The 21,577-nt window shown below is 66.6% G+C and carries 18 protein-coding genes and 2 pseudogenes; 10 read left to right on the top strand and 10 right to left on the bottom strand.

The window, feature by feature from the left end; translation table 11 throughout:
• Positions 1-608: 608 nt before the first annotated feature.
• The 3 genes from LI94_RS12845 to LI94_RS12835 form a co-directional block, all read right to left on the bottom strand.
• Positions 609-1,481 carry a TIGR03619 family F420-dependent LLM class oxidoreductase gene (locus LI94_RS12845; RefSeq protein WP_046301418.1) on the bottom strand — a complete coding sequence of 291 codons (873 nt, stop codon included), beginning with the start codon at positions 1,479-1,481 and terminating at the stop codon, positions 609-611.
• 82 nt (positions 1,482-1,563) lie between these two features.
• Entirely contained in the window at positions 1,564-2,289 is a 726-nt protein-coding gene (locus LI94_RS12840; RefSeq protein ID WP_046301420.1) for a DUF4873 domain-containing protein, read from the bottom strand.
• Complete coding sequence (locus tag LI94_RS12835; RefSeq protein ID WP_024443720.1) at positions 2,286-3,188, bottom strand: diiron oxygenase; 903 nt, start codon at positions 3,186-3,188, stop codon at positions 2,286-2,288. Before LI94_RS12835 ends, LI94_RS12840 begins: the two co-directional genes overlap by 4 nt.
• Positions 3,189-3,398: 210 nt before the next feature.
• On the opposite strand from LI94_RS12835, the gene LI94_RS12830 reads away from it, so the two are divergent.
• From LI94_RS12830 to LI94_RS12820, 3 genes are all read left to right on the top strand, one after another.
• On the top strand, positions 3,399-6,167 hold the full coding sequence (locus LI94_RS12830; RefSeq protein ID WP_046301417.1) for an AAA family ATPase: 2,769 nt from the start codon (positions 3,399-3,401) through the stop codon (positions 6,165-6,167).
• 35 nt (positions 6,168-6,202) lie between these two features.
• Positions 6,203-6,493: a hypothetical protein gene (locus tag LI94_RS12825; RefSeq protein WP_046301416.1), complete on the top strand. Its 291-nt coding sequence runs from the start codon at positions 6,203-6,205 to the stop codon at positions 6,491-6,493.
• An 83-nt stretch (positions 6,494-6,576) separates the two neighbouring features.
• Positions 6,577-6,969: a phage holin family protein gene (locus tag LI94_RS12820; RefSeq protein WP_024443717.1), complete on the top strand. Its 393-nt coding sequence runs from the start codon at positions 6,577-6,579 to the stop codon at positions 6,967-6,969.
• Between the two features lie 36 nt (positions 6,970-7,005).
• On the opposite strand, the gene LI94_RS12815 is transcribed toward LI94_RS12820, so the two are convergent.
• Positions 7,006-8,664: a LuxR family transcriptional regulator gene (locus LI94_RS12815; protein ID WP_052739932.1), complete on the bottom strand. Its 1,659-nt coding sequence runs from the start codon at positions 8,662-8,664 to the stop codon at positions 7,006-7,008.
• A 140-nt stretch (positions 8,665-8,804) separates the two neighbouring features.
• Between LI94_RS12815 and LI94_RS12810 the strand changes: the two genes are divergently transcribed.
• The 4 genes and pseudogenes from LI94_RS12810 (at position 8,805) to LI94_RS12800 (ending at position 10,868) form a co-directional block, all read left to right on the top strand.
• Positions 8,805-9,143, top strand: a complete 339-nt coding sequence (locus LI94_RS12810; protein ID WP_024443715.1) for a hypothetical protein — start codon at positions 8,805-8,807, stop codon at positions 9,141-9,143.
• A gap of 63 nt (positions 9,144-9,206) precedes the next feature.
• A pseudogene (locus tag LI94_RS24515) lies at positions 9,207-9,449 on the top strand (DNA-formamidopyrimidine glycosylase family protein); the annotation flags it as partial.
• A 147-nt stretch (positions 9,450-9,596) separates the two neighbouring features.
• Positions 9,597-10,070, top strand: coding sequence for a zinc finger domain-containing protein (locus tag LI94_RS24510; RefSeq protein WP_231384352.1), 474 nt, complete (start codon positions 9,597-9,599; stop codon positions 10,068-10,070).
• A gap of 48 nt (positions 10,071-10,118) precedes the next feature.
• Positions 10,119-10,868, top strand: a complete 750-nt coding sequence (locus tag LI94_RS12800) for an SDR family oxidoreductase (protein WP_024443713.1) — start codon at positions 10,119-10,121, stop codon at positions 10,866-10,868.
• A 16-nt stretch (positions 10,869-10,884) separates the two neighbouring features.
• On the opposite strand, the gene cysW is transcribed toward LI94_RS12800, so the two are convergent.
• The 4 genes from cysW to LI94_RS12780 all read right to left on the bottom strand — a co-directional run bounded on the left by cysW (position 10,885) and on the right by LI94_RS12780 (position 15,204).
• Positions 10,885-11,715: a sulfate ABC transporter permease subunit CysW gene (cysW, locus tag LI94_RS12795; protein WP_024443712.1), complete on the bottom strand. Its 831-nt coding sequence runs from the start codon at positions 11,713-11,715 to the stop codon at positions 10,885-10,887.
• Positions 11,712-12,542 (bottom strand): sulfate ABC transporter permease subunit CysT, encoded by an 831-nt coding sequence (gene cysT, locus LI94_RS12790; protein ID WP_046301415.1) that lies wholly within the window; start codon positions 12,540-12,542, stop codon positions 11,712-11,714. The genes cysW and cysT overlap by 4 nt, the downstream gene beginning before the upstream one ends.
• A 679-nt stretch (positions 12,543-13,221) precedes the next feature.
• Complete coding sequence (pgi, locus tag LI94_RS12785) at positions 13,222-14,886, bottom strand: glucose-6-phosphate isomerase (protein ID WP_046301414.1); 1,665 nt, start codon at positions 14,884-14,886, stop codon at positions 13,222-13,224.
• 54 nt (positions 14,887-14,940) lie between these two features.
• Positions 14,941-15,204, bottom strand: a complete 264-nt coding sequence (locus LI94_RS12780; RefSeq protein WP_024443709.1) for a chorismate mutase — start codon at positions 15,202-15,204, stop codon at positions 14,941-14,943.
• Between the two features lie 258 nt (positions 15,205-15,462).
• On the opposite strand from LI94_RS12780, the gene pcrA reads away from it, so the two are divergent.
• Positions 15,463-17,784 carry a DNA helicase PcrA gene (pcrA, locus tag LI94_RS12775; protein WP_024443708.1) on the top strand — a complete coding sequence of 774 codons (2,322 nt, stop codon included), beginning with the start codon at positions 15,463-15,465 and terminating at the stop codon, positions 17,782-17,784.
• 140 nt (positions 17,785-17,924) lie between these two features.
• On the opposite strand, the gene LI94_RS12770 is transcribed toward pcrA, so the two are convergent.
• On the bottom strand, positions 17,925-18,476 hold the full coding sequence (locus LI94_RS12770; protein ID WP_024443707.1) for a hypothetical protein: 552 nt from the start codon (positions 18,474-18,476) through the stop codon (positions 17,925-17,927).
• A gap of 87 nt (positions 18,477-18,563) precedes the next feature.
• Entirely contained in the window at positions 18,564-19,580 is a 1,017-nt protein-coding gene (locus LI94_RS12765) for a M23 family metallopeptidase (protein WP_081654626.1), read from the bottom strand.
• 270 nt (positions 19,581-19,850) lie between these two features.
• Here LI94_RS12765 and sucC point away from each other — a divergent pair, with 270 nt between their 5' ends.
• Both sucC and LI94_RS12755 read left to right on the top strand, forming a co-directional pair.
• Positions 19,851-21,029 (top strand): ADP-forming succinate--CoA ligase subunit beta, encoded by a 1,179-nt coding sequence (sucC, locus tag LI94_RS12760; protein WP_024443705.1) that lies wholly within the window; start codon positions 19,851-19,853, stop codon positions 21,027-21,029.
• A 3-nt stretch (positions 21,030-21,032) separates the two neighbouring features.
• A pseudogene (locus LI94_RS12755) lies at positions 21,033-21,577 on the top strand (succinate--CoA ligase subunit alpha); the annotation flags it as partial.

Here is a 21,577-nt window from a genome sequence, read left to right as displayed (position 1 = left end):
GCGGTGTTGTCGGTGACGGCCTGGGGGTCCAGTTCGCCGGCTGCGGTGGCAAAAGGTGCGACGAGGACATCGAGCATGTCGTCGAAATCGGCCTGAGCCGACGGGGCAATGGGAGCTAGCGCCAAAAACGCGGCTACTCCGACAACCTTGCTGCGGTGAGACATTCCGACGCGCTCCTTCTGCAGGCCTCAATCCTGAGGTGTAGCTAAGAAGGTAGTTCGCGGGTTTAGTGTTGCGCAAGGTTGCCACGCAAAGCCGGTGCTTCAGCGCGCAAGAGCTCCCGGGGGGAGCCCGATCAACATTGCGTCGCGGCGCGAATCCACTGACGCCGGGCGTCGCTCTGCCCGGCCTCAGCTGCGGCGGCGCGAAGCAGGCGGATAACCCGCTGGTGGTCGCCATGGCCGATTCGTGGCTCGACCGGTGAATACTTTTGTGTCTTCATGTGTGATTACCCCCTGCAGGTCACGCAACGAGAACTGCAGTACCTGACCGCTGTGGGTGGACGGTCAGCGCACATAGGGGTCAACGCCGGTGGCGGCGAAATTGATCCCGATTCGGCAGGGCAAAACGGTGAGGGTGCGCACCTGGGGGTCAAGACATGACCGGTGTCACCCCGCCTTGGCGATGACGTGCTCGGCGAACCTCTCCAGGTTGCGGATCTTGTTCTCCAGCGGCTCGGTGTCGGGCCCGAGGATGTAGGGCACCCGGAAGCCGACGATGACGTCGGTGACGCCTTTGTCCTCCAGCCGCCTGATGCCATCGAGGGTGAATCCGTCGACCGAGATCACGTGGATCTCGAACGGGTCATCGGCGCGACCCTCTTCCTCGCGGAGCTGCTTGAGCCGGGTGATGAGCCCGTCGAGCTCGGCCGGGTCGCCGCCGCCGTGCATCCAGCCGTCGTGCCGGGCCGCGCGCCGCAGCGCGGCTTCGGCATGGCCGCCGATCAGGATCGGGATCGGCTGCGACGGGGCCGGGGTCATCTTGGTCTTGGGGATGTCATAGAACTCGCCGTGGAACTCGAAGTAGTCGCCGGTGGTAAGGCCCTGAATGATCTCGATGCACTCGTCCATCCGCTTACCGCGCCGGGCGAACGGCACCCCCATCAACTCGTAGTCTTCCGGCCACGGGCTGGTGCCCACGCCCAGTGCCAGCCGGTTGTTGATCATCGCGGCCAGCGAGCCGGCCTGCTTGGCGACCAAGGCCGGCGGGCGGATCGGCAACTTGACCACGAACGGGGTGAACCGCAGCGTGCTGGTGACTGCGCCCAGTGCCGCGATCAAGACGAAGGTCTCGATGAAGGCTTTGCCGTCGAGGAATTCCCGGTTGCCGTCGGGGGTGTAGGGGTATTTCGAGTCCGATTCGAACGGGTAGGCGATGCTGTCGGGGATCGTCATGCTGTGATACCCGGCGGCCTCGGCGGCCTTGGCGAGCGGAATGTAATAGCTCGGGTCGGTCATCGCTTCGGCGTAAGTGAACCGCACGTCGTCTCCTCGGTCTTTCGGTGGTGGGGCGCTGTTCTCTGCATAGCAGACTGGCCCTGCCCGGCCCGAGTGGGGACTGCGTTCAGCTACGCGGCGGCATCGCGACCTCGACGTCCGCCAAGGGATACGGCGGATATCCGGCGGCGCCGATCACGGTCAGCGTGCCCCACGGTGTCCGCTCGCCGACGCGCCCTTCGGCGGTGTGATCGCCAATCCGGACGCTGACCTTCGAGCCGGTGACACTCGCCCCCGGAAGGTCATTGAAGAGCATTCCCTGCCAATGGTATTGGCCATCAATCGGATCGAAATGGCCGGTCAGGCGGACTTGCGTCGGGTGGTCCTCACCGTTGTGGGTGAGAACCGCTGGGCCGTCGTAGGTTTCTGCGTTCTCCAAATCAACGCCACCGCACCCGGTGAGATAGAACCGGGAGATCCCTCGAGTCGGCAGCAGCGGGCGCACCCGCAGCCGTGGCGAGCGAGACTCGATGCGGCTGGCCCCGCTGCGCCGGAGGGCATCGATGAGCCGCGCCACATAGCGGGCCTGCCGGCGGGTGTGCGGGCCCGGTATCTGAAATCGGTTGGGGACGCCATGTCTGGCGACGGCGTCGTCGGTTGAGGCGGCGGTGCCGATCAGCGCGCGGGCACTCAGCTTTTCGCCGTCGGAGGTGGTCACCGTCCAGGTGTCGGTGCCGCTGTCGAATCGGGTGGTCACGTTCGCCGCGTCGACCACCCGAACTCCGTCGATCAACCCGTGCAGGGGCGCCGGGTCGCCGAGCACCACCACGTCGATGACGCCGTTGCGGCTCACAGGAATCCGGCCCGCCGCCACATCCGCCGGGCCAGCCCGCCCATCAGTCCGACTTCGGTGAAGAACGCGGCCAGCGGTGCGAACGACGAGCGGGACGCCGCCTGGAAGTGCGGGTTGGCCCGCGCCACGCGGCGAGCTTCGCGACCGTCCAGCCCGACTCGGTTGTAAATGACCGGCAGCGTGAACAGGTGGCGGTAGAACGGTCCGCCGACGCCCTGCAGGTTGGCCAGCAGTATCCGGCGGTAGCGGGGCATCGCCGGGACGCTGCGCCGCAGACCGTCGCGGGCGTACTGAATGTGGCGGGCTTCCTCGGTGACGTGGATGCGCATCACCCGCCGCACGATCGGCTGCAGGTCGGGATCGTCGAGGATCTGACGCTGCAGCGAGTCGAAGATCTCCTCGCCGACCAGTGCTGCTCCCCACAGGATGCTGCCGCGGAACAGGAACGGAAGCGCGTTGATGGCGATGCGCTGGTGCAGCCGCGGGCGTACCGGTACGCCGCCGATCCGGTCGATGGTCTTGCCGAACATCAGCATGTGACGGGTCTCGTCGCCTAGTTCGGTCAACGAGTATTGGGTGGTGCGCGCGGTGGGGTTCTTGTGCATCATGTCGCGCAGCAGCGCCTGGTTGAGGATGTTTTCGAACCAGATGCCGGCCGACAGGACGTTGACCAGCTCTTGGCGTGACATCTCGATCTGCTGCTCGCGGGTCATGGACTCCCACAGGCGGGTGCCGTAGAGCGTGCACATCCGTGGCGGCAGGAAGAACCTGTCCTCCTCCAGCGGGGCGTTCCAGTCGATGTCGACGACCGGCGCGTAGGACTTCTTCACCGAGCCCTTCAGTAGCCGCTCGGCAAATTCCTCCCGGGTCGGTTCGCTCGGCCGCACCGCAGTGGTCATCGCGGAATCCCTTCTCGCTCGGACTTCAAAAACTAGGAGCCGCGACCAGACATGTCAATACCGGCGGTACCGGATACCGTCGGTTCGATCTGTGATGCCCGTCACATGCGCCCGCCCGGCGGGAAACACTGCTGAAACACGGCCGTCAAGTTTGCTGCCGGCGGCTCGCAACTACCTACCGAGTGGGGTGTCGCCTGCCACAATGTGGCCATGCGACTGGGTCTGGCGGACCGAAAGGCTGAGATGTCAGCCGTCTGCGCTTTCCTGGAAGCGGCCCTGACCGAACCCGCCACGCTGCTGCTCGAAGGCGAAGCTGGCATCGGAAAGTCCACACTCCTATGGGGGGCGGCCGCCGCGGCGGTCGAGCGGGGCTTCCAGGTGCTCTCGGCGGCGGGCGCTCCGACCGAGGTCCGCTATGCCTACGCCGCGGTGGCTGACCTGCTCGGTGGTGTCGAGGCCGAGGTGCTGGCGCAGCTGCCCGACGGACAGCGCGCGGCAGTGGACCGGATTCTGCTCGGCGGCGATGACGGGCCGGCGAGCGACGAGCGGATGGTCGCCACCGCCTTTCTGGCGGTGCTCCGCAAGCTGAGTTCGAAGACCCCGGTGTTGCTGTGCATCGACGACGTTCAGTGGCTGGACATGTCGAGCCAGATGGTGATCGGGTTCGCCGAACGACGGCTCACCGGGCGGGTGGGTCTGTTGTTGGCCCTGCGAACCGGCGAGACAGACGTCGCCGACTTGAGTTGGCTCAGCCCTGCTCTTCCCGGGTCGATCGAGCGCGTACGGATCACCCCGTTGACGTTGGGCGGAGTGCACGCGCTGATATCGGCACGGCTGCGGCGTACCTTGCCCCGCCCCACCATCACCCGGATTCACCAAACATCCGGTGGGAACCCATTTTTCGCCCTCGAGTTGGCGCGTTTCATCGTCGAGGATCCCGACAGGGCCGCGATCGGCCTGCCCGACAGCCTGGCGACGCTGGTGCGCGAACACATCGGGCAGGTCGACGCGGAAGTCGGTGCGGTGTTGCTGGCTGCGGCCTGCTCGGTACCGCCGGCCGTGGAGCGGGTGAGCCTGGCCACCGGCATCAGCCCCGAGCGCGTAGTCGAGGTGGCCGAATCCGCACCGGCGAGCGGAGTCGTCGGAATCGACGGCAGCCGGATCCGGTTCCGGCATCCGTTGTTCGCCACCGGCGTCTACAGCGCCGCCGGCCCGTCGGAGCGCCGGGCCATGCACCGCCGGCTCAGCCGCATCGTCACCGAACCCGAGGTCAAGGCCCGGCACCTGGCGCTGGCGGCCACCACCGCCGACCCCGAAGTGCTGCAGGCGCTGGACGGAGCGGCCGCCGCTACTCGGGCTCGAGGCGCCCCCGCGGTGGCCGCCGAGTTGATCGAGCTGGCGATCAAACTCGGCGATGACAACCCGGTCCGTCGAATTCAGGCCGCAGAGCAGCATTTCCGATCCGGCGAGGTGGCCCTGGCGCGTTCGCATCTGCAGTGCATTCTCGATGATCTGCCGTCCGGGAACCCGCTGCGATGCATGGCGCTGATGCTCCTTGCCGCTGTCACCGGCTATGTCGAAAGTCTGGTGACGGCCGCCGAGCTGCTCACCAAGGCCGTAGCTGAAGCCGCCGATCATCCCGTTCTGCAGCTGCGGGCAAGGCTGCTGCTCGTGCCGGTGGCGGGGCTGATCGGGGACATGAAGAGATCGGTCGAACTGGCGAACACCGCTGTGGAACAGGCGGAAGACTTGGATATCGCGCCGCTTCGCAGCCAAGCCCTGACGATTGCTGCGCATGTGCGTCTCCTGTACGGGCTGGGCGTGGACCGCAAGGCCTTGCGCTGGGCCGCGGAGATCGAAGACCACAGCAGTGGCGCCGCGGCCACCTTCCGGGCCAGTGCAGCCCTGCCCGTCATGGCTGCCGTGGCCGGGGAGGTGCAGGTGGGGCGCGACCAGATGCGCGCCATTCACCAGCGTTTTCTAGCCCACGGGACGGAGGTCGACACGCTGTGGGCGGCCAATTACGTCGCCAGGTTCGACTTGTGGCTGGGAAATCTGACAGCCGCAGCGGATCTCGCCGAAGACAGCGTCCAGCGAGCTGAACAGATGGGCGGAACGCACCTGCTCGTCCATGCCTGGTGCACGCAAGCGGAGATCGCGGCATTGCGTGGCAACGAAGACGCGGCACGGAGCATCGCGACGACGGCGATCGAGGCGGCCTCGGATACCGGGGCCGCGTTTCTGGTGGCATCGGCGACGGCGGCACTGGGATTTCTGGAGGTGTCGCGGGGCGACTACGCGGCTGCGGTCGCGACACTGGAGCCGTTGCTCTGCGGATTCGATCCCGATCACGACACCGAGATCGTCGTCGGCGCATACCTGCCCGACGCGGTAGAGGCTCTCACCGCGCTGGGACGTCTCGACGAGGCCGAACCGCTGATAGTGGCGCTGGAGACCAACGGAGCGCGGCTTGATCGGCCCTGGATGTTGGCGGTTGGCGCCCGCGGGCGCAGCCACTGGCTGGCTGCGCGGGGAGAGCTCGAAGCCGCAGAGCGGACGGCCATCGAGGCGCTGCTGCACCATGGGCGGCTGCCGATGCCGTTCGAGACGGCGCGCACGCAGTTGTTGCTGGGTCAGGTGCAGCGCCGTCGTCGGCGCAAACAGGATGCTCAGGCGAGCTTGAGTACGGCGCTGGCCACCTTCGAGAGGGTGGGGGCTCCGCTGTGGGCCCGCCGTGCCCGTGCCGAGCTGGACCGGATGGCCGCGGCAGGCCTGGGGTCGGGACTTACCACCGCCGAGCGGCGAGTCGCCGAACACGCGGCAGCGGGCTTGTCCAACAAACAGATCGCCGCGGAGTTGTTCATCGCCCCCAAAACCGTCGAGATGACGCTGAGCGCCGTGTACCGCAAGTTGGGCATCCGCTCCCGTGCCGGGCTGTTTGCTGCGCTCAATTCAGGAGGAGTCCAGGGAAAACCCTGATTCGCTGCGGGGTCGGGTTGGCTAGCGTCGGGCGCATGGGCGACATCGAAGCGGCGCGTCAGTGTTTCTTGGTGGAGTGGTATCAACCGGACCTGGGCGAATCAACCGTCGACGCTGTGATCGACCGGCTGGCATCCGCCGCGGTCGCCCTGCGCGGGAGGCTGGTGGTTGCCTTGAGCTCGCCCAGCGACGAGACCTTGTTCGGGGTGGTCGCCGCCGACTCCTCTGACGCGGTGCTGACGGCTTGTCGTCAGGCCGGGTGGCACGCCGACCGGATCACGGCGGGGGTGCGGGCCCGCGCCGAGGCTGCCGGGAGCTGGCTTTAGTCGGGTCTGGGCGTCCCGGGCTCCAACCCGACGCAATTGAGAAAGTCAGGTTCTCAACGTTTGCCCCGTGGCAAGATCTGCGCATGGGACCCTTCCTGCTCCGCGCTGCGCTGACCGGACTCGCCTTGTGGATCGTCACTCAGATCGTTTCGGGGATCGAGATCGTCGGCGGCGACACCACGCTGCAACGGGTGGGCATCATCTTCGTCATCGCCTTGATCTTCGGTCTGGTGAACGCCTTCATCAAACCGGTGGTGCAACTGCTGTCGATACCGCTGTACATCGTCACCCTGGGGCTGTTCCACATCGTGGTCAATGCGCTGATGCTGTGGATCACCGCGTGGATCACCGACAAGACGGCCAAACACTGGGGCCTCTACATCGCCGATTTCTGGTGGGACGCGATCTGGGCGGCGATCGTTTTGTCGCTGGTGGGCTGGGTGTTGTCGCTAGTCGCCGGACGCATCGCCAGATAGGTTGACCGGCCGGCCGCGGGTGACTACGGCAGGCGATCAGTTCTCGTCCGTGGCTTGGGCGCCGGCCAATGCCGCGGACAATCCAGCGCGCGAGCGGATGCCCAGTTTGCGGTAGACGCGGCTCAGATTCATTTCGACGGTCTTGGCCGAGATGTAGAGGTGCGCCGCGATCTGCTTATTGGACATGCCATCCGCGGCCAGGGTTGCCACCCGGTGCTCTGCGGCGGTCAAAGTCGCGGTGGCACCCTGGGACTGATCGACACGGCCCAGTTCGGCATGTGCTCGCGCTGCCCACAGTGGCGCGCCGAGCTGCTGAAAAATCTGCAGCGCCGCGCGCAGGCTCGCCGTTGCACTCGAGTGGCGTCGTCGGCGGCGCTGCACTGTGCCCAGCAGTAACTGGGTGCGGGCCTGTTCGAAGGGCATCGGCAGCCGCGCATGGTGTGTCACCGCCCGATCGAGGGCCGCGAGCGCGGCAGGCAACTCGCCGCGAGCCGCCAGCACATGGGCCCGGCCGCGTGCCGCCACCGCCAGCGTCCACGGCCAATCATGGATGGTGCCGTGTTGCTCCAGCGTGTCGACCAGATGCTCGGCGTCGTCGATGTGACCCAGCGCGGTCAGCGTTTCGATGGCGTCGGGAAGATATCCGCCGCCTTGGACATCGCAGCTGGGGGCGGTGCGGAATTCGTCGAGGAGGGGCTGTAGCACCGCCAGCGCCGCCGGATAGTTCTCTAGCGAGACCTCGAGGAACCCCGGGATCAGGCTGGGTTCTTTGGTCAACAGTGGTGCCCCGATGCGATCGGCGGTCTCGATCGAGGCCGCGACCGCATTGCGTGCTTCGGTTTCGCGGCCGGTGTATGCCGCGACCGCAGCCTGGACCGTCCAGGCGGTGACCAGCGCCAGCCGGCCATCCATCTGCTCGGCGCGCTCGACCGCCTCGCGTGCCGCAGCATCTGCCTCCTGATATCGGCCCGCCCACAGCGTGATCATGGAAATCCGAACGGCCGCCCAGAGAATGTCCACCTCAGTGCCGCCCTCGCGCAACTGTTGCTGTAGTGCGCGCATGCGTGTCAGCGCGCTCTCGAGGTCGCCGCGGTAGGCCGGCATCATTGCCGCGGCGCCGCTGGCCCGAAACCAGGTGGACGCGCCGCCGTGCGGGTCCTCCAGCTCCAGTGCCAGCTGCAGGGCGTCGCGATCTTCGCCGAGCCCGCGTGCGAATTTGGCGAAAACCATGATCGACAACGCCTGGCTCCGCAGGTTCGGCACGCCAAGTTGATTCGCGAGTTCGACGGCCTCGTCGGCGCGTGCGACCGCATCGTCGAGCCGGCCGAGCATGGCCAGCGGCAGGACCAAGCGCAGCAGGCACAGCAGCCGCAGTGCGGCGTTGTCGCCGGCCTCATCGGCCGCCGCGGCCATCGATTCCGCGGAACCCACCGTGTCGTCGTCGTATCCCAGCACCGCGCCCAACCACAGCAGTGCCATCGACCGCAGTGCTCCTGAAGGTACGTCTTTCAAGGCGGTCTGCAGATGCCGACGTGCGGCAACCAGTGATCCGGCGCGGAACTGCAGCTCTCCGGCGCGGACCCGTCGCTGCGGGGTGTCACCGCCCAAGTTGATCGCCAGCTCGATCAATTCGGCGGCCACCGCCGGTGCGCCTCGCGCGGACGTGGATTCGGCGGCCGCGTCGAGCGTCGACAAGGTCAGCTGATCACCGCTGCTCGCGGACAGGGCCAGATGGCGTGCCTTGATCTCGGGCTGATACCGAGTGGGAGTACAGCGACCGGGGTGACATCACCACCACCGGGGGTGGCCATGGGTGGCTGGTCCACGACCCCGCGGTGGCGCCGACCGGGGACAACGTGGACGCCGCGAAGTTGGGCCTGTTGGCCGAGCCCTATCCCCAGGTGGTTTCCGGAACCCCGACAAACTGGTCAATGGTCGACGGCGCCCTGCACTTCAGCTATTCCACCGCGATGGCGAATGGGTCGGGCAGCTTTGCCGACGGCTCCATCACCACTATTTCGGTGCCGGCGCTCGCCTACCCCGGCGGCTACGACGTCGTCGTCAGCGGTGGGCACGTCGTCTCGGCAGCCAATGCCGCTGAACTGGCCGTCGCCTCGGACTCCGGCGCCGTCACGGTCTCGGTCGTGGTGAGCCCCGCCGCGGCGACGGGATAGCCTCCCGCTACCACGCGCCGAAGAGTCGGGCGCGCCGCCGGGGAAACGGGCAGACTCGGGGGCATGCCGGAGCTGCCCGAGGTCGAAGCACTCGCCGATCACCTGCGGCGGCACGCCGTCGATTGCGCCATCGGCCGGATCGATGTGGCGGCGCTGTCGGTGCTCAAAACCTTCGCCCCGCCGCCGACGGCGTTGCACGGTCAGCAGGTGACCGGCGCGCACCGCTGGGGCAAGTATCTGGGATTGCAGGCCGGTGAGCTGTTCTTGATCGCCCACCTGTCCAGGGCGGGTTGGCTGCGCTGGTCGGATCAGCTGGCGGCGGCGCCGCTGCGACCGGGTAAGGGACCGATTGCGCTGCGGGTGCACCTGGGCGTCCCGGGGCAGGCCCCCGGCTTCGATCTGACCGAAGCCGGCACCCAGAAGAGGCTGGCGGTCTGGTTGGTCGACGACCCGCTGAAGGTGCCGGGTATCGCCACACTGGGGCCGGACGCGCTGGCGGTCAACGCCGAGGAGCTGGCTGGATTGCTGGCCGGCAATACCGGTCGCATCAAAACCGTCCTGACCGACCAGAAGGTGATCGCCGGAATCGGCAACGCCTACAGCGACGAGATCCTGCACACCGCCCGGCTGTCGCCATTCGCCACCGCCGGCAAGCTGTCGGCAGACCAACTGAGCGCGTTGCACGAGGCCATGCACACCGTGCTGGCCGACGCCGTCACCCGCTCGGTCGGCCAACAGGCCGCCACCTTGAAGGGGGAGAAACGTTCCGGTCTGCGGGTTCATGCCCGAACCGGGCTGCCGTGCCCGGTATGCGCCGACACGGTTCGGGAAATTTCTTTCGCCGATAAGTCATTTCAGTACTGCCCGACCTGCCAGACCGGTGGAAAGGTGCTGGCCGATCGGCGGATGTCGCGACTGCTCAAGTAATTCTTCGACGTGACTTCGGCAGGCTGCCAGCGCCGTTAAGCTGCCCTGGTGACCCGTCAGAGAATCCTCATCACCGGTGCCAGTTCAGGACTGGGCGCCGGCATGGCCCGCGTTTTCGCTGCGCAGGGACGTGACCTGGCCCTGTGCGCCCGCCGGACCGACCGGCTTGATGAACTGAAAGCCGAACTGACAGACAAGTTTCCAGGAATCAATGTAGCGGTGGCCGCGCTGGATGTAAATGACCACGACGAAATACCCAAGGTGTTCAACCATTTCGCCGCCGAGTTGGGTGGAATAGACCGGGTCATCGTCAATGCCGGCGTCGGCAAGGGCGCACCGCTCGGATCCGGCAAGCTGTGGGCCAACAAGGCCACCGTTGAAACGAACCTGGTGGCTGCACTGGTGCAGATAGAGACCGCGCTGGAGATATTCAAGGCTGCCGGCAGCGGCCACCTGGTGCTGATCTCATCGGTGTTGGGCAACAAAGGTGTTCCGGGCGTGAAGGCCGCATACGCCGCCAGCAAAGCCGGGGTGTCGTCGCTGGGGGAGTCGCTGCGTGCGGAGTACTCGCGCGGACCGATCAAGGTGACCGTGCTGGAACCGGGCTACATCGAATCGGAGATGACCGCGAAATCGGCGTCCACCCTGTTGATGGTGGACAACGAATCGGGGGTCAAGGCCATGGTGCGTGCGATCGAACGCGAAACCGGCCGGGCCGTGGTCCCGTCCTGGCCGTGGGCCCCGCTGGTCTGGCTGTTGCGCCGCATGCCGCCGCGGTACACCAAGCGCTTCGCGTGATCGGTTCCCGCTCGCCTCAGCGGGCCATCCACTGCAGGGCTTTGGCTCGCCGGCGGTAGATCAGCAGCACCGCCTTGGCGATCAGGAACGCAACGGCCACCCCCATCAGAAGCGTGGACACGGCGTAGGCGCCGTACTCGGCCCCGCGGTGGTAGCGATCGTTGACCAACAGAGTCAGGGTCTGGGAGTGACCCGGCAGATTCGATGACACCATGATGACCGCGCCGAACTCGCCGAGTGTGCGCGCCGTGGTCAACACCACGCCGTAGGTCAGTCCCCACCGGATCGATGGCAGCGTGACCCGCCAAAGCGTTTGCCACGCATTGGAACCGAGAGTCGCCGCGGCCTGCTCCTGTTCGATTCCGATCTCCACGAGCACCGGCTGAACCTCGCGCACCACGAACGGCAGCGTGACGAAGATGCTGGCCAGCACCATCCCGGGCAGCCCGAAGATGATCTTGAACCCCAGGTGGTTCTCGACGAAGCCCAGCGCCCCCGACGATCCCCACAGTGCGATCAGGGCGACCCCGACGATGATGGGAGAGACCGCAAACGGCAGGTCCAGGATCGCCTGAAGGGTTGATCGGCCGCGGAATTTGTTGCGTACCAGCAGGATCGATGTCGAAACGCCGAACAAGGCATTCAGCGGAACCACGATGATCACCAATAGCAGCGACAGTTTCAGCGCCGAGATCGCCGCGGGGGTGCTGATCCAGGCCCAAAACTGGGCTAACCCGTGCTCAAACGTTCGGTACAGAATCACCGACACCGGAGCGATCAGCATGACACCGATATAGGTCAAGACGGTGAAGCGCAGAACGTGATGCTTCTCCAACCGGGCCGTCACTCGGCGTCCTCCTCGCGCTTGGCCGCCCGTCCACCCACGGTCCGCAGCAGCACCAGCACGGCGAACGAGATCGCCAACAACACGATCGAAATCGCCGCCGCGCTGGTGTGGTCATCGTTCTCGATCAGCGAGCGAATCCACTGCGACGACACCTCGGTCTTGCCCGGCACGGCGCCGCCGATCGTTACGACCGAGCCGAACTCGGCTACGCACCGCGAAAACGCAAGTCCGGCACCGGTCAACAACGCCGGTTGCAGGGACGGCAGCACCACCGTCTTGAAGGTGACCAGGCGCGTCGCGCCGAGGGCCGCGGCCGCCTCCTCGACATCGCGGTCGATCTCCATCAGCACCGGCTGGACGGCACGGACCACCAGTGGCAACGTGACGAAGGCCAGTGCCATCGCGACGCCGGGTGGGGTGTGCTGCAGGTGAATGCCGATCGGACTGGAGTTGCCGTAGAGGGCGAGCATCACCAAGCTGGTGACGATTGTCGGCAGTGCAAAAGGCAGATCGATCAGCGCATCGATGACTCCTTTTCCGACGAAGTCGTCGCGCACCAACACCCAGGCGGTCGCCAAGCCGAACACCACATCGAGCACGGTGACCAGGACCGAAATGGTCAATGTCACGCGGAATGATTCGAGCGCCGCGTGCGAGGTGACGGCCAGCCGGAAGCCGTTCCAGCCCCTACCGCCGGCTTGCCACGCGATGGCGACCAACGGCAGCAGCACGATCACCGACAACCACAGCGTCGTCACGCCGATGCGCAGCGGGGTGACGACGGACCGGTTCGGAGCGGCAGGCAGCGCAGCGGCGGTGTCCACCACGTCCGTGTCGGGGTCGACGCGTGGCGCCGGGTCGAGAGGAGTTGTGACTGTCATCGGCTGGATCCGAAAGAAGAGTGCATGCTGGCCTTCCAATGCCCGAGATGTTCGGCACCGGTCACCGAAAGTGACTACCGATAATTAGCAAGTGGCAGGGGAGTCAGCGACAACAGTGTGCAAAGCCCGCCAAGCCGCTCCCGAGGGCTCCGCGGCGGCCGAACGCCATTGCGGCGCTCTGCCCAACCCGGCGTGGCATCTGCATGGCGCGTAGCTTAAGGAAACCTGGGTGCCGAAATCTTTGTCGTGCCGCGATAGGTTTTTCCCGGCCGGAGTTCACCCGGCGGCCACCGACTGTGCTGTCGGGTCGCCTCTGCCAAGCGGCGGTAGCGCCTGCCGCTCCGCGACTGGGCAGACGTGCACTCAGCCCCGCAGCGCTGGCGGTCCGTCGTCGCCCGTCCTGAAGCAGGAGGCAAAACCCATTGTCAACAGCGATAATTCGGCCCGGAGCAGGCTTCGGTCAGGGCCAGATGCGCTCTGCTGCTGGCCGCCGTCATACGCACCGGAGCGCTGTGGGCGATGCCGCCGCGGCACGCTCCTGGCACGGGACGATCCCTGCGCACAGTGCATGGAGGGCGGCGGCCGCCGAAAAAAGTCAGGGTGAGGGAAATGCCGAAGGCCGGGTCTAGGTCGCCCGGCCCCGCTCCGATCGGTAGCGGCGCACCAGCGCATCGGTGGAACTGTCGGTCTGGGACGGTGGAGCAGCGTCGTCGGTGAGCACCGGCAGCAGCGCCTTGGCCTGAGTCTTGCCCAGCTCCACTCCCCACTGGTCGAAGGAGTCGATGCCCCACACCACACCCTCGGTGAACACCTGGTGTTCGTAGAGGGCGATCAGCTGGCCCAGCACCGACGGTGTCAGCTGGGTAGCCAAGATCGAGGTCGTCGGGCGATTTCCGGGCATGACCTTGTGCGGCACGACATCTGCGGGAGTGCCTTCGGCGGCGATCTCCTCGGCGCTCTTGCCGAACGCCAGCACCTGGGTCTGGGCGAAGAAGTTGCTCATCAACAGGTCGTGCATGCTGCCGGTGCCGTCCGCAGTCGGCAGGTCATCGACGGGTTGGGAGAAGCCCAGGAAGTCGGCCGGGATCAGCCGGGTGCCCTGGTGCAGCAGTTGGTAGAACGCGTGCTGGCCATTGGTTCCCGGCTCGCCCCAATAGATTTCGCCGGTATCGGTGCTGACCGGTGTGCCGTCGGCGCGGGCTGACTTGCCGTTGGATTCCATGGTGAGCTGCTGCAGGTAGGCGGCGAAGCGATTCAGATCGTTGGAGTAGGGCAGCACCGCGCGGGACTGCGCGCCGAAGAAGTTGGAGTACCACACCCCGATCAGGCCCAGCAGGGCCGGCGCATTGGATTCCAAAGGCGCGGTGCGGAAGTGCTCGTCGACGATATGGAAACCGGACAGGAACTCCGCGAAGCGCTCCCGGCCGATAACCGCCATCACCGACAGGCCGATCGCCGAGTCCACCGAGTAGCGACCGCCGACCCAGTCCCAGAACCCGAACATGTTCGCGGTGTCAATGCCGAACTCCTCGACCAGCACCGCGTTGGTGGAGACCGCAACGAAATGCTTGGACACCGCCGCGTCGCCCAGGGCATCGGTGAGCCAGCGGCGGGCCGCAGTCGCGTTGGTCAACGTCTCCAGGGTCGAGAACGTCTTGGAAGCGACGACGAACAGTGTGGTGGCCGGATCCAGGCCGGCCAGTTTCGCGGTCAGGTCGGCCGGGTCGACGTTGGAGACGAACCGTGCCGAGATGCCGCCGTCGGCGTAGTGGCGCAACGCCCGGTCCACCATCACCGGACCCAGATCCGAGCCGCCGATACCGATATTGACCACGGTCTCGATCCGCTTGCCCGTGGCACCGGTCCATTCGCCGCCGCGCAACCGGTCGGTGAAATCGCCCATCGCGTCGAGCACGGCGTGCACGTCGGCCACGACATCCTGGCCGTCGACGTGTAGATCGGCGGTGCGCGGCAGCCGCAGCGCGGTGTGCAGCACCGCCCGGTCCTCGGACGTGTTGATGTGCACCCCGGCGAACATCGCGTCGCGCCGGTCCTCCAGGCCGGCCGTCCTGGCTAGGTCGACCAGCAGGCGCACGGTCTCGGAGGTGATCCGGTGCTTGCTGTAGTCGATGTAGAGATCACCGACGGTGACGGTGAACCGTGTGCCGCGGCCGGGATCGTCGGCGAAGAACTCGCGTAGGTGGGTGTCGCCGATCTGCTGCTGATGCTTGCGCAACGCGTTCCAGGCCGGCGTGGTGGAGATGTCCGTGCTCTGGGGAACGGGGCTCATACTCCGACATTAGCGGCGGGTCGCCGTCGCCGGTGCGGCGCCGGGCGCGGCGCCTTAGTGGCCGAGCCGGCCGCGGCCGAGCCGCAGCAACAGCATCGCCAGGTCCTTGCCGTCCTGGCCGAGCTCGCTGTAGCGCTCGAGTACCTTCATCTCGCGGCTGTGCACCAGGCGGGTGCCGCCGGACGCCATCCGGGCCTTACCGATCTCCTGCGAGATCTCGGTGCGGCGCTTCACCGCGGCCAGGATCTCGGCGTCGAGCCGGTCGATCTCATGGCGCAGCTCGTCAATGTCGGGCAGCTGTTGGGGTTGGGCAGACATGATCAAAACTCCAGGTTCTCGCTGTTGGTGGTTTCTGGTCCCATCGGCGATCCGGCCTCACACAACAGACGAGCCCCGGGTCGGCGAAGCGGACCGCGGGGCTTGGCGTTGCAGCTAAACCACGGGCTCCGCTGGGGAGTGCCCATAAAAAGTGGGGGAGCAAAATCGACGCTGCATGTCGAGCACGAACCGAGTCTGCCACTAAGGGTCGTGCCAGCGCAAAGAGTGTCGTCCGGCGGCGGTACGTTGGGTTGCGATATGACAGTGCACGCGACTCCGCAGACCGATCACCTCCTCGACGGGCTCAACCCGCAGCAGCGCCGGGCCGTGCTGCATGAGGGCTCCCCGCTGCTGATCGTGGCCGGGGCCGGCTCGGGAAAGACTGCGGTGCTCACCCGGCGTATCGCCTATCTGCTGGCCGCCCGCGACGTCGGAGTGGGGCAGATCCTGGCGATCACCTTCACCAACAAGGCCGCCGCGGAGATGCGCGAGCGGGTGTCGAGTCTGGTCGGGCCCCGGGCCCGGGTGATGTGGGTGTCGACGTTCCACTCCACCTGCGTGCGGATCCTGCGTAACCAGGCCTCGGTCGTTCCGGGGCTGAACTCGAACTTCTCGATCTATGACGCCGACGATTCGCGGCGGCTGCTGTTGATGATCGGCCGCGACATGGGCCTGGACGTCAAGCGGCACTCGCCCCGGTTGCTGGCCAATGCGATCTCCAACCTGAAGAACGAACTGATCGACCCGGACCGGGCGCTGGCCGACCTCACCGAGAGCTCCGATGACCTGAGCCGGGTGGTGGCTTCGGTCTACGCGGAGTATCAGCGCCGGCTGCGGTCGGCCAACGCGCTGGACTTCGACGACCTGATCGGTGAGACGGTCGCGATTCTGCAGGCCTTTCCGGAGATCGCCCAGCACTACCGGCGCCGATTCCGGCACATCCTGGTCGACGAGTATCAGGACACCAACCATGCCCAGTACATGCTTGTGCGCGAGCTCGCGGGGCACGGACCGCAGGCCGGCGCGGGCGGCGACGACCTGCCGCCGGCGGAACTGTGCGTGGTCGGTGATGCCGATCAGTCGATCTACGCCTTCCGGGGCGCCACCATCCGCAACATCGAGGATTTCGAGCGCGACTACCCCGACGCGACCACCATCCTGTTGGAGCAGAACTACCGCTCCACGCAGAACATCCTCTCGGCGGCCAACGCGGTGATCGCCTACAACTCCGGGCGCCGGGAGAAGCGACTGTGGACCGACGCCGGTGACGGCGAGCTGATCGTCGGCTACGTCGCCGACAACGAACACGACGAGGCGCGGTTCGTCGCTCAGGAGATCGATGAGCTGACCGATGCGGGCGCGGTCAACTACAGCGACGTCGCGGTGTTCTACCGCACCAACAACGCGTCGCGGTCGCTGGAAGAGGTGTTCATCCGCAGCGGTATCCCGTACAAAGTCGTTGGCGGCGTGCGCTTCTACGAACGCAAAGAGATCCGCGACATCATCGCCTACCTGCGAGTGCTCGACAATCCCGGCGACGCGGTGAGCCTGCGGCGCATCCTCAACACCCCGCGCCGCGGTATCGGCGACCGTGCCGAGGCCTGCGTGTCGGTGCATGCGGAGAACACCGGCACGGGGTTCGCCGCGGCGCTGGCTGCTGCCGCAGAGGGCGGCGTGCCGATGCTCAACAGCCGTTCGCAGAACGCGATCGCCGCCTTCGTGGCGATGCTGGAGGAGTTGCGGGCGCATCTGAACACCGGCGACGACGACCTCGGTGGCCTGGTGGAGCTGGTGCTGGACCGCACCGGCTACCGCGCCGAGCTGGAGGCTTCGACCGATCCGCAGGATCTGGCCCGTCTGGACAACATCAACGAGCTCGTCAGTGTCGCACACGAGTTCAGCATCGACCGGGCCAACGCACTCGCTGACCAAGACGGCGGCCTCGATGAGGAGGATGTACCTGATGTCGGGGTGCTGGCGGCGTTTCTGGAGCGGGTCTCGCTGATCGCCGATACCGACGAGATCCCCGAGCACGGGTCGGGCATGGTCACCCTGATGACGCTGCACACCGCCAAAGGGCTGGAGTTCCCAGTGGTGTTCGTCGTCGGCTGGGAGGACGGCATGTTCCCGCACATGCGCTCGCTGGGGGATGCCCGCGAGCTGTCCGAGGAACGGCGGCTGGCCTACGTCGGCCTGACCCGAGCACGGCAACGGCTGTATCTGAGCCGGGCCAAGGTGCGTTCGTCATGGGGACAGCCGATGTTGAACCCGGAGTCGCGATTCCTACGGGAGATCCCGCAGCAGCTCATCGATTGGCGCCGGACCGACGTCACCGCCTCACCGAGCGCTCCGGTCAGCGGCGCGGGCCGGTTCGGGACCCCCAGACCGGCACCGAGCCGATCGGGCAGCCGGCCGTTACTGGTGTTGGCGCCGGGGGATCGGGTCACCCATGACAAGTACGGCCTGGGGCGGGTGGAGGAAGTCTCCGGGGTCGGCGAGTCGGCGATGTCGCTGATCGACTTCGGCAGTTCCGGGCGGGTCAAGCTGATGCACAACCATGCGCCGGTGACCAAGCTCTAACTGCCGAAGTTTTGAGTCGGCAGTCCCGCTAACTGCCGGGTTTGAGTCGGCAGTCCAGCTTCGCCTCTCCTGCGTCGAGGCTCGCTAACTGCCGGGTTTGAGTCGGCAGTCCAGCTTCGCCTCTCCTGCGTCGAGGCTCGCTAACTGCCGAAGAGCCAGCGCCTGGTAGCCGGGTGCAGTGCTGTGGCTACGGTGGCGATCTGGATGACCGGGATGACGTGCACGATCCCCGGCACGCGGGCCCCCGCCAGGAACAGACTGCCGTAAGTCAGCAGGGCGACCACCGCTCCGACCGCGATCAGGTAGCGGCTGACTGGCCGCCGCAGCAGCAGCATGATCACGCCGGACACCGTGGTCCCGGCGAACACCAGACTCAAGAAACCCACCGCGACACAGAACAGCCGGTCGGTATGCCACCAGCTGGCGATCAGATCGGTGGAGACCACCGAGGTGGCCCAACAGCCGATCAGGGCGAGCACGCAGGCACTGATCGCGACGCCGGCTGACGGGAACTGCGCCGGCAATGCCGCGGGGCTGGGCTGGATGGCCGGCGGTATCCGGCCCGAGCCGGTGACGATCGGGATGGCGCCGGTGGGTGCCCGGCGGATGATGCGGCTGGGAGGACTCGCCGGATCGGTCCCGGAGGGTCTGGAGGAACTGGCGCCGGTCGGTGGCTGGTGGCGGTCGCTCACCATTCCAGGCTAGCGGCGCCGGCAAGCGCGATGGAGCCGGGCGCTGGCGCACCACCCGCTTGCGGGGGACAGGCCGGCGCCGTCGTATCAGGCGAAATTGATCCCGCGCTTGGCGAGCCAGGAAGTCGGGTCGATCCGGTTGGTGCCGTTCTGCAGCACCTCGAAGTGCAGGTGCGGACCGGTCGAGTAGCCGCGATTGCCCATCTCGGCGATCTGGTCGCCCGCCATCACCCGCTCACCCACGCTGACCAGCGACCGGTTGATGTGGCCGTAGAGCGTCACGGTTCCGTCGGAGTGGCGCAGCTTGACCAGCATGCCGTAACCCGCACTGGGGCCCGACTCGATCACCACACCGTCAGAGGCCGCCAGGATCGGGGTGCCAATGGCGTTGGCGATGTCGATTCCGGCGTGCAGCACGCCCCAGCGGTAGCCGAAGTTCGAGGTGAACGCGCCCTGGGTGGGGGCGACGAACAACGGGCGCTGCAGCCGGGCTTCACGCTCGGCGCGCTCCTGAGCGAACGCCATGCCCTTGGCCAGCTCCTCGTTGTGCACGACGACGCTGGCCGCAGCCTTCACCGTGATCATCTGCAAGCCGTGGCTGGACGTCGTGGTGCCGTTGTTTAGCGCGGTCTTGCTGGCCGCCAGCACGGCCGGTCGGGCAACGGTCTCGTCGGACTGGTGGGTGGCGGCGTGCGCGGCGGCAGCGGCCGCACCGGCGGCCATCGCCGCGATCATCACGCGACTCTTGACAGCACTGGCGGGCTGGCTGCGGTGCTTACCGCGGCGCGGGGGCAGCTGGGCCGCCCCGTGCGGACGGTAGTAGCTGTCCGAATAGCCGCCGCGGGGGAACGCCAACTGCAGAACCGGCATGTTGTCGGTGTCGGTCATGTCGTCGAGCTCAGGGGCCAGCAATACGTCCGACGCCTCGTCGAACACGTCTTCGCTGAAGTCGTCCTCGGGCCAGCCGAACTCGTTGAACGGGATGATGTCGGTGACCTCGGTGGGACTGGGTGCCGACGGGCGGATCGCAACTGCCGTAGCGCCGTTTCGACGTCGAGGGAGAGCCCCACCGGAAACCGGACGCATCGGTGCACCGTGCTGCATCAGCCTGGAAGTTCCTCTGGTCGTGATCAGAACGTTATAAAGACCTGGACTTGGTGACGGTAACCACTCCCGCTGGGGCGTGGCAAGCTATCGCCCGAATCCCGGCGTTAATGTGAAACGAATCACGTTTTTCTGGCGGTGAGATGTGCCACAGCAGTGGTACGCGAGGAGGGAACCCCGGCGCAGGCTCGATACAGTGCCTCGGGAGCGAAATCTCTCACAATCCGACAGTGCCGGCCTTCCGGCTACCCGTAATAAGACAGTGAGCCCATGGATCTTTTCGAGTATCAGGCGAAGGAGCTGTTCGCCAAGCACAACGTGCCCACCACTCCTGGTCGAGTAACCACCTCGGCTGAGGACGCCAAGGCCATCGCCACCGAGATCGGTCGACCGGTCATGGTCAAGGCCCAGGTCAAGGCCGGCGGCCGCGGTAAGGCCGGTGGCGTCAAGTACGCCGCCACCCCGGACGACGCGCTGACCCACGCGCAGAACATTCTCGGCCTGGACATCAAGGGTCACATCGTCAAGAAGCTGCTGGTGGCCGAGGCGAGCGACATCGCCGAGGAGTACTACATCTCCTTCCTGCTCGACCGCTCCAACCGCACCTACCTGGCCATGTGCTCGGTCGAGGGCGGCATGGAGATCGAAGAGGTCGCCGCGACGAAGCCGGAGCGGCTGGCCAAGGTGCCGGTGGACGCCGTCAAGGGTGTCGACCTGGCGTTCGCTCGCTCGATTGCCGAGCAGGGCCATCTGCCGGCCGAGGTGCTCGACGCCGCCGCGGTGACCATCCAGAAGCTGTGGGAGGTCTTCGTCGCCGAAGACGCCACCCTGGTGGAGGTCAACCCGCTGGTTCGCACCCCCGACGACCAGATCCTGGCGCTGGACGGCAAGGTCACCCTGGACGGCAACGCCGAGTTCCGTCAGCCCGGCCACGCCGAGTTCGCCGACTTGGACGCGACCGACCCGCTGGAGATCAAGGCCAAAGAGCACGACCTGAACTACGTCAAGCTCGATGGTGAGGTCGGCATCATCGGTAACGGCGCCGGCCTGGTCATGTCGACGCTGGACGTCACCGCCTACGCCGGTGAGAAGCACGGCGGCGTGAAGCCGGCCAACTTCCTCGACATCGGCGGCGGGGCCTCCGCCGAGGTGATGGCCGCCGGCCTGGACGTCATCCTGGGTGACAAGCAGGTCAAGAGCGTGTTCGTCAACGTGTTCGGCGGGATCACCGCCTGCGACGCGGTGGCCAACGGCATCGTGTCGGCGTTGGGGATCCTCGGTGACGCCGCGACCAAGCCGCTGGTGGTGCGCCTCGACGGCAACAACGTCGAGGAGGGCCGGGCGATCCTGGCCGAGGCAAACCACCCGCTGGTGACCGTCGTCGCCACCATGGACGAGGCCGCCGACAAGGCCGCCGAACTGGCTTTCGCAGCCGGAAAGGACGCTTAAGTCATGTCGATCTTCGTCAACAAGGACAGCAAGGTCATCGTCCAGGGCATCACCGGTGCCGAGGCGACCAAGCACACCGCGCGGATGCTCGCGGCCGGCACCCAGATCGTCGGCGGCGTCAACGCCCGCAAGGCCGGCACCACGGTGGCGCACAAGGATAAGGATGGCGCCGACGTCGAGCTGCCGGTGTTCGGCAGCGTCGCCGAGGCCATGAAGGAGACCGGCGCGGACGTGTCGATCGCTTTCGTGCCGCCGGCCTTCTCCAAGGACGCCATGATCGAGGCCATCGACGCCGAGATCCCGCTGCTGGTCGTCATCACCGAGGGCATCCCGGTGCAGGACAGCGCCTACGCGTGGGCCTACAACGTGGACAAGGGTGAGAAGACCCGGATCATCGGGCCCAACTGCCCCGGCATCATCACCCCGGGTGAATGCCTGGTCGGCATCACCCCGGCCAACATCTCGGGCACCGGCCCGATCGGTCTGGTGTCGAAGTCGGGCACCCTGACCTACCAGATGATGTACGAGCTGCGGGACTTCGGTTTCTC

The sequence above is a fragment of the Mycobacterium sp. UM_Kg27 genome, from assembly GCF_000972905.1.
In the GTDB taxonomy this organism is placed as follows: Bacteria; Actinomycetota; Actinomycetes; order Mycobacteriales; family Mycobacteriaceae; genus Mycobacterium.
The sequence above is the reverse complement of the archived record's forward strand: the minus strand, read 5'-3'. Positions and strand labels throughout refer to the sequence as shown.

Bases quoted from the DNA above. Each gene is read 5' to 3' on its own strand.
- LI94_RS12835 (WP_024443720.1), bottom strand. From the start codon at position 3,188: ATGACCACTGCGGTGCGGCCGAGCGAACCGACCCGGGAGGAATTTGCC.
- LI94_RS12830 (WP_046301417.1), top strand. From the start codon at position 3,399: ATGCGACTGGGTCTGGCGGACCGAAAGGCTGAGATGTCAGCCGTCTGC.
- LI94_RS12825 (WP_046301416.1), top strand. From the start codon at position 6,203: ATGGGCGACATCGAAGCGGCGCGTCAGTGTTTCTTGGTGGAGTGGTAT.
- LI94_RS12820 (WP_024443717.1), top strand. From the start codon at position 6,577: ATGGGACCCTTCCTGCTCCGCGCTGCGCTGACCGGACTCGCCTTGTGG.
- pgi (WP_046301414.1), bottom strand. From the start codon at position 14,886: ATGAGCCCCGTTCCCCAGAGCACGGACATCTCCACCACGCCGGCCTGG.
- LI94_RS12780 (WP_024443709.1), bottom strand. From the start codon at position 15,204: ATGTCTGCCCAACCCCAACAGCTGCCCGACATTGACGAGCTGCGCCAT.
- pcrA (WP_024443708.1), top strand. From the start codon at position 15,463: ATGACAGTGCACGCGACTCCGCAGACCGATCACCTCCTCGACGGGCTC.
- LI94_RS12765 (WP_081654626.1), bottom strand. From the start codon at position 19,580: ATGCAGCACGGTGCACCGATGCGTCCGGTTTCCGGTGGGGCTCTCCCT.
- sucC (WP_024443705.1), top strand. From the start codon at position 19,851: ATGGATCTTTTCGAGTATCAGGCGAAGGAGCTGTTCGCCAAGCACAAC.